This is a genomic window from Klebsiella sp. TF21-TM (genome assembly GCF_019753495.1).
GTDB lineage: Bacteria > Pseudomonadota > Gammaproteobacteria > Enterobacterales > Enterobacteriaceae > Klebsiella > Klebsiella quasipneumoniae.
In genome coordinates this window covers 1-8,617 of the sequence record NZ_JAIJYL010000057.1, presented here as the reverse complement: position 1 = coordinate 8,617, position 8,617 = coordinate 1, and the positions used below count along the sequence as shown (strand labels likewise).

The window sequence follows — 8,617 nt, the reverse complement described above, 5'->3', positions numbered from 1 at the left end:
TTAAGCTCAAAGGCGTCATAAAACTCATTCACAGCCTTCTGGCGGCGAGATTCCTTACGACGCTTGTCCCACTGCCTCAGAGCATTTTTGGTAATCCACTGGCCTGTTTTAACCATGATGTATGCCCATCCAAGAATGGCTAAACCGGTATTGAGATAAGTGGCGATGCTCATTTGTCGGCCCCCTCGCGCAGAGAAAAATCGGTTCTATCACCATGATTGGCAAATTCTTTATGGAGGCTCTGTCTAGCCTTCCTCGCCACTTCCTTTGCAACCTCAAAGTCTCGGTGATATCCAAACCAGTATGTTTTTCCGTCCAGCTTCATATGCACCTGCCACTTTTTCTCTCTCTTTGCCCAAGAGACACCTTTTACGCCAGATGTATTCCTTAATGGGGTGCGAGCATTGCGCTTATTCTCAGCGTCTGTAGCTTCGCGAAGATTTAATATCCGGTTATCATTTCTGATGCCGTTGATGTGATCGATGATTCCTTCCGGAAGTTTTCCATGCACATAAATCCAAGCTAGGCGATGAGCGAGACAGCTCGAACCGTCTATTGATATATGAATGTACCCATAGCTACCTTTTCTACCTGCGATATCTCCTGCCATGGCATTAGACTTGACTGTTTTTAATCGCGTGAAAATTCCGGTTTCAGGGTTGTAATCAAACAACTCCTTAAGTCGTTGCTGGTTAGGGTAAATCATATTCATTTACCTCCTTCGCGCAGCCGCTTGGCGAAGTCATCAGCATGCCGTTCCGAGTTGCTACTGTAGAGTGAGATGTACTTTGCAAACTCCTCCACCCCATCAGCCTTAATCCCGGCTACGATGCGATCGGTGGCGGGCGTTTGCAATGCCGTCACATTAGCCCGGTGGTCATTCCATCCGCGCGCATATATCGGATTTATGGACATGCCGTCCTTCACGCAGTACATCTGACCGCCGCGATTGATAACTTCAATTTCTTCTGCAACGCCAGACTTCAGAGCCACATTCTCCGCAGCCAGCTGCTTAAACGCTTTCGCCAGCTTCAGGAACTTCTGCTCTCTGATCGACAGCTGGCCCGCGCTATCAAGGGAGGCGATGAGCTCGTTTACTGCCTGTAGTGTGATTGTCATGCTGATGTTCTCCCGTAAACAGCCAGTACCCGCTTCATCGCCGGGCTTTGCCGACACTCGTTGAAAATCTGATTGGTGCTCTTCCTGCCTGAAATTTCTTCTTCGGTGGCCAGCCGGTAGTAAACCGTCCGCCACACCCGAGCTTCCGCTACCAGTACCCCCTGCTTTGCCAGGATATTTGCAGCCTGGTTGATGCAGGTATGCGTCATTCCTGAAGCCGCGGCCACATCAGGAGAGCTGCAGGTTTTATGCGTTTTCAGGTAGTTCAGAATTGCGTCTTTGCCTGTCATGACCGGTTCTCCCGATAGCTGTCCCAGGTAAACGAAATCGTGCATCCGCCGCCGTCGTTCATGCGGTCGATGACGCGCTCGCCGATAAACTGCGTCAGCTCATCCTTCGGCAGGTTGCTGATAAGGATCGTCGGCTTCAGGCGCTCGTAGCGGGTGTTGATGATTTCAAACATGATCATCTTCTCGGCTTCGCTGCCAAACTGCACACCAACCTCATCGACAATCAGAAGGTCTGGCTTCGTGAAGTAGCTGATCACCTCATCCTCAGTGCGCGTGGCTGTTTTTGACCAGGTCGATTTAAACTCCCGGGCAATCTTGAGCGCCGTCGTGAAAATGACTGAGCTTTGGTGGTGCTCAATCACATGGCGGGCAATGGCCAGCGCAAGGTGGTTTTTACCGGTACCAGGCTTGCCACACATAACCAACCCACCTCCCTGCTGGAGGCGATCAGTCCATTTCGATGCGTAGGCCTGGCAGACCCGTAATGCTCGCTCAGAATCCTTCCCAACAGGCTTGTAGCTGTCCAGAGTGCACGTGGAGAATCGCTCTGGTATATCCAGCTGGCGAAGCAGCCTTTCTGCAGTTTGCTGGCGAACTCGCTTATCCCAGCGAACCTTTTCATCCTTCAGAAAATTCAGTTCGTCTTCCAGGCAGCCCGGGCAGCGTGTCGGCGGTGATGGCAGATTGATGATGCTGCTGGTCAGAATCCGCTTGCGCTGCTCATACTCGCCATGCTTTTCGCAACAGACGCGCTCGATAACCACCTCGCAATTCGGGATGTCTTCCGGTGGCTTACTCAGCTGATCAAGCATCCGCTCAATGGCAGTGATTTTTTCTTCCAGTTCCATGATCAGTCCCTCGCCCATGATGGGATTTCAGTCTGCCCGTAATCCTTCCCTGCGAAATTTTCGGCAACTCGCACCTGTTGACTTGGTTGAGGCTTGGCACCATTTGGCTCAAACAGGCCTTGCCAGCCATTGGCGATACTGCGGTTGATAATTTCTTCGGGCGTGTAACCGTTCAGTCTGCAGCGGTCCAGTAGGTTGATAGCCTGGGTGACCGTCTGCTGAGACTTGATCGGCTTTTTCAGGTCGCGACGATATGCCACCCATGACGACCAGATTTCTGCAGAAAGCCAGTCAGGCAACTGAACAGCTAACGCATCGAACGAAACCGCCCGGGGGGATTTAGGGGGGTTATTAATATTGTCTTTATTGTCTTTTGTAATAGTGTCTTTTGTGTGTCCCTGTTCTGGTGACAGCGCTGTAACCGTTTTGGTGACACTTTTTGTCACCGCCATAGGGACACTGTCACCACCGTGGTGACTGTCACTATCATGGTGACAGACTGTGTCACCACCGTAGTTACACTGAGGTCCCTTCTTGGTTTCAGGTAAAGCCCACTCATGGAGGTTTTTGTTAGGGCCAATGAGATCACCCTCTTCAACCAGAACATGCATTGAGAGAAGCTCTTTTTTGGCAACGTTGACCTTCTGACGTGGCAGCCTGGTCATCTTCGCGATCTGAGTATCAGCGATACGGTCCATTTTTTTATTGAACCCGTAGGTTTTCCGGCAGTATGCATGAGCTACCTTGGCCTGATTTTTGGTCAGGTTCGCACCGATAAGCTCTTCATAAAGCTCGTTCGCCAGACGGGTGTAACCATCGTCTGTGTCGGCCACACGTTGCTCCTGTATCCCCATATCGGCCATGGGGAAGTTGAGTATTTCTGCGGTGTTCATGCTTTACTCTCCCAGCCGGCCTCTTCCAGGAATTCGCGATAGTTGTCCAGGATGGCGCGCGCATCAGCTGGCAGTTCAATGTCAGCCTGATCAGCGACTATCTGGAGAAACTGGCGCGCCTTTGCTGCGCTAAACTGCGGCAGCGCCGCGCTGCGGGTTAATTTCGATTTACCTGACGCTCTGGCCTTATCCATCTGGCGAACGGCTACAGAGGCTGCCTGGGGGCCGTGCTCGCGGGATAGTGCAACCGCAGTTGTCGGGGATACCTCGCCGGCACGCACCATGCCGATCAGCTCTTCTCCGCAGGTCAGCAAATGCAGGTGATAGTCGACGTCGGACAAAGAACGCTTAACCTTCTTCGCGATTTCGTCCGGCTCCCACCCCTGATTTCTCAAACGCTGATATGCAGCTGCGCGTTCCAGAGCAGTGAGAGGTTTTCCCTGGTTCCGGGTGACCATGAAGGCGATCCGGTCAGCTTCGTTCCCGACGAAGTCTTTGCACTCAAGACGGATGATGTCAGCACCTGCTTTCGTCGCCTCAATGGCGCCGTAATAGCGGTGGTGACCGTCGATAACCTTCACGCCCCTCTCGGTAACCTGGACGTCTAGCGGAGGCACCGACTCGCCGGCGATAAACGCATCGCGGAATTCAGCGACGTGATCCTGGTCGATTTCTCGGATATTCAGGCCGGGCTCGACGTACAGTTCAGACAAAGGAACGGTGTAAGTTTTGTTCACCACCGTTCCGGTGCCGTTTTTGTCTTTGTGCTTGTAAAGCTGGTAAAGTGAACTCATAATTACTCCTGTGAATTGATCCAGTTAATTCGCGTAGAAAGCCGTTAGTGTTACCGCACTGCGGCTTTCGCCCTTCTGTTCCCACTCATGCTTCAAAGTCACCTTTCTCTCCCGGCCTGTTAGAAATCAGGATGGCCAGCAGTAGCGACATGTTCGGCAGCAGACTTTCCCGCCAGCGACTCACCGTCGACTTATTCACTCCGGCCACTTTGGCTATAGTTGTGGTCCCCAGTTCAGCTATCTGGCTGTGTAACCAGCTTTCTATCCTGCGAGCCTCCACTTTGTTGCGTGTCGTTGAACTCTCCATTTGTGATACTTCCTCTGGTGTTGTTTGGAATGGCCGCCAGTCAGGCGGCTTTAGGCTTGCTGACTTCCCGGATCTGCGCAGCAGTAAACTGGCCGCCAGAAGCGAGAGCGATTTTTTCTGCGTAATTGGTCTCGTCGGTGTAGTCCGTTCTCGGCAGGCTTCCGTTGGCAATCCACTTGTAAATTGCGCGCGGAGAGCAACCACAGGCTTTAGCTACAACAGGAACGCGAATCTTTTTGATGATTTCGCCAAGACTGTTAGGTGCCATGTTTAACCCTCAATAATGAACTGTAAGTACATATTAAGTCGGAACTGATAGTTCACGCAAGTGATATTATGATTGAACATATGGTTCACGAAGAAAGAGCGCGAAAAGAATTTTCTCTGAGGCTAGCGCTGGCCTGCGATAAAGCTGGATTGATGCCACACGGTCGCCAGGCTGAGATCGCCAAGAGAATGAAGTTGACACCGAAGGCCGTGAGCAAATGGTTTAATGGGGAGTCAATACCAAGGAGGGGGACGCTACAGGCTTTAGCGTCCCATATAGGCACGTCTGCATCCTACCTACTTGGCGATGCTGACGATGATGGTATTGAACCAGGATCGGCAACCAATCGAAAAGACATCTTTAGGATTGACCTCTTGGATATCGCCGTCAGCGCTGGTCCAGGGGTGATAAACCAAGAGTTCGTTGAGATACTCCGTTCAGTTGAGTATGCGCCAGCTGAGGCTAACCATATGTTTGATGGGCGCAAAGCTGAGAACATCAGGATTATCAACGTCCGCGGCGACAGTATGTCAGGTACGATTGAGCCGGGAGATCTGTTGTTCGTCGACGTCAGCGTAAGGAAGTTTGACGGTGATGGAATTTACGCCTTCCTGTACGACGACACTGCACATGTTAAGCGCCTGCAAAAGATGAAGGACAAGCTGCTGGTTATATCTGACAACAAGAGCTATGCCCCTTGGGAACCGATCGAGAAAGATGAGATGAATCGGGTGTTCGTGTTCGGCAAGGTGATCGGCAGCATGCCGCAGACGTACAGGAAGCACGGGTAAAGCCTTAGCACGCAGAGGAAGCATGTCTGATCTGATTATCCCAATACTCATTACTTTGCTGATTATCGGACTGGTTGGGATCGTGCTCAGGCTAGATAAGATTTTCTTCAAGCGAAGGGATGAGCGGGATGACTTTGAATAAGCCAGACCGGTAATTGCAAACTGCAGCATAACTTTTGATCCGGCCACCGCGCCGGATTTTTACTGCCCTACTCTTCCCTCAGCATCAGCACGTCCAGTGCCAGCTCCACTGCCAAACAACCCCTACCAAAAACAAAACATAAAATAATTATACTTTAAGTTCATTGACTTACATTGAAATGAACTATTACCAAATCAAAAATGTACTTTTGGTACTTTACATTGATGAACCATTAGTACATTATCATCTCATCCAAACAACACCGGCAACGCCGGGGTGAAGTCAAAACGTCCCGTTAGCCGCGATAAGGCAAAGGTGAAGAGATGATCCGTGAAGAAGATAAAACTGAGTGGTTTAAGTTTCTGGCACACGCATTCGCCATCGTCGTATGCGTACTGATAGCAAGCGCATTCTGCCTGATGCCTGGTGGTTCAGCATGAGCAGAAACGGCATTCGTTCACTGATTTACTGCCTGCTGATCTGCGGCGTTATCTGGACAGCGTTGATTATCAAAATCCTGCACGTTACGGGGGTGTTCAATGGTTAGTCATCATTACGGGACACAGACCGTTAACCGCGGCGCCGTTCTGCCAGGGATGCTCGTTAAGCATCGGGAAAGCACCTGGACAGCATCAGCAAATAAACGCGGCCGCCTCTACCTGCATCGCGGGATTGAGCGGACTTACACAACCGACTTGCTGGTTGAAGTTTATCTGAACGGGTTGGGACAAGGTCTCAGCCGGTAATCGAAACGAAGAATTTAACTGAGCTATCAGGCGGCTTTCATCGCGCCGGGATTCTTACAACCAAATTTCAGGAGCGAGCTATGAACGCATACCGCGCATATGACGTGATCGAAGAGCGTAAGTGGGCCGAGCAAACGCTCACCGAAGAGAAGCAAAAGTGGATTGACGATCGGGCGCAGGAAATTATCGACGCCCTACCGAAAGAGCCGTCAGGCCTGTTCCGCTTCTCTGTACCGATGGACAAAAGCCCATATGAAGGCCTCCGCAGCGATTCCGCCGGAGAGGCATATAACGATTTCATTTCGGCAGTAGCTTACGCCCAGGCGGAATACGACTGGGACCACCGCACCGGCTGCCCGTTTTAACTTTGGGGAATAGCAATGGCTAACGAACTTGTGATTACAGCCAGCTCTCTTGCTGAGCGAGGCATTGACGGCGCCACCTGGAGCGCCCTCAAAAACAGTATTTACCCTGGCGCCAAAGACGAATCGGTAATGATGGCGCTGGACTACTGCCGGGCCAGAAACCTCGATCCGCTTCTGAAGCCCGTTCATCTGGTGCCAATGAGCGTTAAGGACTCGAAGTCGGGTAAAAGCGAGTGGCGCGATGTGGTTATGCCTGGCATCGGGCTTTATCGGATTCAGGCCGATCGCTCCGGTGATTACGCTGGCGCAAAAGAACCAGAGTTCGGCCCGGACGTCACTCTGACGCTTACCGGTGTTGAGGTGACAGTCCCTCAATGGTGCAAGTACACGGTCAGCAAGCGCATGCCGAGCGGGGAGATCGTCGAATTCAGCGCGAAAGAATACTGGGTTGAGAACTATGCCACCGCCGGCCGCGACACTACCGCGCCAAACGCAATGTGGAAAAAGCGCCCTTATGGCCAGCTGGCGAAGTGTGCCGAGGCTCAGGCTCTGCGTAAGGCATGGCCTGAAATTGGCCAGCAGCCCACTGCCGAAGAGATGGAAGGTAAAACGCTGGAAGTGGATGCGCGTGACGTAACGCCGCGCAGCACTACAGAGGCACTCCCCCTGGTGGCCAGTGAGGAAACGCTGCAGGCAATTACCGACCTCCTGACGTCCCTGAATAAGGACTGGGAGCAGGACTTCCTGCCTCTGTGCAGCAACATCTTCAAGCGTGACATTTTCCAGGCATCACAACTCACCGAAGAAGAAGCGCAGAAAGGCTTTAGCTTCCTCCAGAAAAAAGCGCAGGTGGCAGCATGACACCAGAAATTATCCTCGAGCGAACTGGCATTGACGTTACCCGCGTAGAACAGGGAGATGAATCCTGGCACCGCTTACGCCTGGGCGTGATCACCGCCTCGGAAGTCCATAACGTCATTTCCAAGCCGAGATCAGGCACCAAGTGGACTGATATGAAGATGTCCTACTTCCTTACGCTCCTTGCCGAAGTGTGCACCGGCGTGGCGCCGGAAATTAACGCCAAGGCGCTGGCCTGGGGGAAACAGTATGAGGCCGACGCTCGTACCCTGTTTGAGTTCACCACCGATGTGCAGGTAACCGAGTCGCCGATCCTTTTCCGTGACGAGGGTATGCGCACCGCCTGCTCACCTGATGGCCTGTGCAGTGATGGTCGCGGCCTTGAGCTGAAGTGCCCTTTCACCTCTCGCGACTTCATGAAATTCCGGCTTGGCGGCTTCGAGGCTATCAAATCCGCCTACATGGCCCAGGTGCAATTCAGCATGTGGGTAACCGGTAAGGATGCATGGTATTTCGCGAATTATGACCCTCGCATGAAGCGAGAAGGCATTCACCACGTGGTTGTTGAGCGCGACGACAAATACATGAGCGTCTTCAACGAAATGGTGCCGGAGTTCATCAGCAAGATGGATGAATCGCTGGCGGAGATCGGTTTTACCTTCGGGGAGCAGTGGAAATGAAACGCACTCCATTTTACCGCAGGCCCGGCAAAGAAGGGAAATTCTCCGGCCTTCGCGAGCGTGTGATCTGGATGATCCAGACGCGCGGCCGCCCTGTTACCGGCAGCGAAATAGCGGAGAAGTTCGGCGTGACGCTTGTTGAATTTAACCGCGTTGCGAACGGTATTACCAGGGGAGAAGGCCGCATTGCACAGCTGATCGCATCGGAAACCTGGCTCAACGAGGACGGCATCTGCGATCGCACCTTTGACCTGATCACAAGGCCAAAGGTCATTACCCCGCAGGGTAAAACGCGCCTGTTCACTAAGCGCTCGATAGCTCAGGCCGCCTCTGGCAACCGCCAGAAATGTATTGATAAAGCGGCCCGGCGCCGCCGGCTTATCGCATCTGGCCTCTATATCGATGAAATGGAGTCAGTCCTATGAACCGCTACTCACTTATCTATGCTGACCCTCCATGGATGTTCCGTGATAAAGCCGCCGACGGGAAACGTGGTGCCGGTTTCAAGTATCCGGT

The 8,617-nt window shown here is 52.4% G+C and carries 16 protein-coding genes and 2 pseudogenes; 9 read left to right on the top strand and 9 right to left on the bottom strand.

Annotated features, from left to right (window positions below; translation table 11 throughout):
- From K5R89_RS26150 to K5R89_RS26110, 9 genes are all read right to left on the bottom strand, one after another.
- A partial coding sequence (locus K5R89_RS26150) for a DUF4752 family protein (RefSeq protein ID WP_064184949.1) occupies positions 1-173 on the bottom strand: 173 nt, incomplete at its 3' end.
- On the bottom strand, positions 170-712 hold the full coding sequence (locus K5R89_RS26145) for an HNH endonuclease (protein WP_101850567.1): 543 nt from the start codon (positions 710-712) through the stop codon (positions 170-172). The genes K5R89_RS26145 and K5R89_RS26150, both read right to left, overlap by 4 nt.
- The gene (locus tag K5R89_RS26140; protein WP_217259605.1) at positions 709-1,113 is read right to left on the bottom strand and encodes a hypothetical protein; all 405 of its coding nucleotides are present in this window, start codon (positions 1,111-1,113) and stop codon (positions 709-711) included. Before K5R89_RS26140 ends, K5R89_RS26145 begins: the two co-directional genes overlap by 4 nt.
- Before the next feature lie 2 nt (positions 1,114-1,115).
- Positions 1,116-1,409 carry a protein ren gene (locus K5R89_RS26135; protein WP_012542626.1) on the bottom strand — a complete coding sequence of 98 codons (294 nt, stop codon included), beginning with the start codon at positions 1,407-1,409 and terminating at the stop codon, positions 1,116-1,118.
- Positions 1,406-2,257 carry an ATP-binding protein gene (locus K5R89_RS26130; RefSeq protein WP_223835561.1) on the bottom strand — a complete coding sequence of 284 codons (852 nt, stop codon included), beginning with the start codon at positions 2,255-2,257 and terminating at the stop codon, positions 1,406-1,408. The genes K5R89_RS26135 and K5R89_RS26130 overlap by 4 nt, the downstream gene beginning before the upstream one ends.
- A gap of 2 nt (positions 2,258-2,259) precedes the next feature.
- Positions 2,260-3,150, bottom strand: a complete 891-nt coding sequence (locus tag K5R89_RS26125) for a replication protein (RefSeq protein ID WP_217259592.1) — start codon at positions 3,148-3,150, stop codon at positions 2,260-2,262.
- Positions 3,147-3,944, bottom strand: coding sequence for a DNA-binding protein (locus tag K5R89_RS26120; protein WP_217259593.1), 798 nt, complete (start codon positions 3,942-3,944; stop codon positions 3,147-3,149). Before K5R89_RS26120 ends, K5R89_RS26125 begins: the two co-directional genes overlap by 4 nt.
- Before the next feature lie 85 nt (positions 3,945-4,029).
- Complete coding sequence (locus K5R89_RS26115) at positions 4,030-4,251, bottom strand: CII family transcriptional regulator (protein WP_004139615.1); 222 nt, start codon at positions 4,249-4,251, stop codon at positions 4,030-4,032.
- A 40-nt stretch (positions 4,252-4,291) separates the two neighbouring features.
- The gene (locus K5R89_RS26110) at positions 4,292-4,519 is read right to left on the bottom strand and encodes a Cro/Cl family transcriptional regulator (protein WP_032431544.1); all 228 of its coding nucleotides are present in this window, start codon (positions 4,517-4,519) and stop codon (positions 4,292-4,294) included.
- Positions 4,520-4,587: 68 nt separating this feature from the next.
- On the opposite strand from K5R89_RS26110, the pseudogene K5R89_RS27650 reads away from it, so the two are divergent.
- From K5R89_RS27650 to K5R89_RS26070, 9 genes and pseudogenes are all read left to right on the top strand, one after another.
- Positions 4,588-4,854 (top strand): annotated as a pseudogene (locus K5R89_RS27650) (helix-turn-helix domain-containing protein); the annotation flags it as partial.
- Positions 4,855-4,926: 72 nt separating this feature from the next.
- Positions 4,927-5,310: a S24 family peptidase gene (locus K5R89_RS27645; protein WP_151360543.1), complete on the top strand. Its 384-nt coding sequence runs from the start codon at positions 4,927-4,929 to the stop codon at positions 5,308-5,310.
- Between the two features lie 578 nt (positions 5,311-5,888).
- Positions 5,889-5,999, top strand: a complete 111-nt coding sequence (locus tag K5R89_RS26100; protein ID WP_032429701.1) for a hypothetical protein — start codon at positions 5,889-5,891, stop codon at positions 5,997-5,999.
- A complete protein-coding gene (locus tag K5R89_RS26095; RefSeq protein WP_008807814.1) occupies positions 5,992-6,198 on the top strand; it encodes a phage encoded cell division inhibitor protein in 207 nt (68 codons plus the stop codon). The genes K5R89_RS26100 and K5R89_RS26095 overlap by 8 nt, the downstream gene beginning before the upstream one ends.
- 80 nt (positions 6,199-6,278) lie before the next feature.
- On the top strand, positions 6,279-6,563 hold the full coding sequence (gene gamL, locus K5R89_RS26090; RefSeq protein ID WP_023342708.1) for a host nuclease inhibitor GamL: 285 nt from the start codon (positions 6,279-6,281) through the stop codon (positions 6,561-6,563).
- Between the two features lie 15 nt (positions 6,564-6,578).
- Complete coding sequence (gene bet / locus K5R89_RS26085) at positions 6,579-7,424, top strand: phage recombination protein Bet (protein WP_032444954.1); 846 nt, start codon at positions 6,579-6,581, stop codon at positions 7,422-7,424.
- Positions 7,421-8,101, top strand: a complete 681-nt coding sequence (locus K5R89_RS26080; RefSeq protein ID WP_217259594.1) for a lambda exonuclease family protein — start codon at positions 7,421-7,423, stop codon at positions 8,099-8,101. Before bet ends, K5R89_RS26080 begins: the two co-directional genes overlap by 4 nt.
- Complete coding sequence (locus K5R89_RS26075) at positions 8,098-8,526, top strand: regulator (protein ID WP_147733629.1); 429 nt, start codon at positions 8,098-8,100, stop codon at positions 8,524-8,526. Before K5R89_RS26080 ends, K5R89_RS26075 begins: the two co-directional genes overlap by 4 nt.
- Positions 8,523-8,617: pseudogene (locus tag K5R89_RS26070) on the top strand (adenine methylase); the annotation flags it as partial. The gene K5R89_RS26075 and the pseudogene K5R89_RS26070, both read left to right, overlap by 4 nt.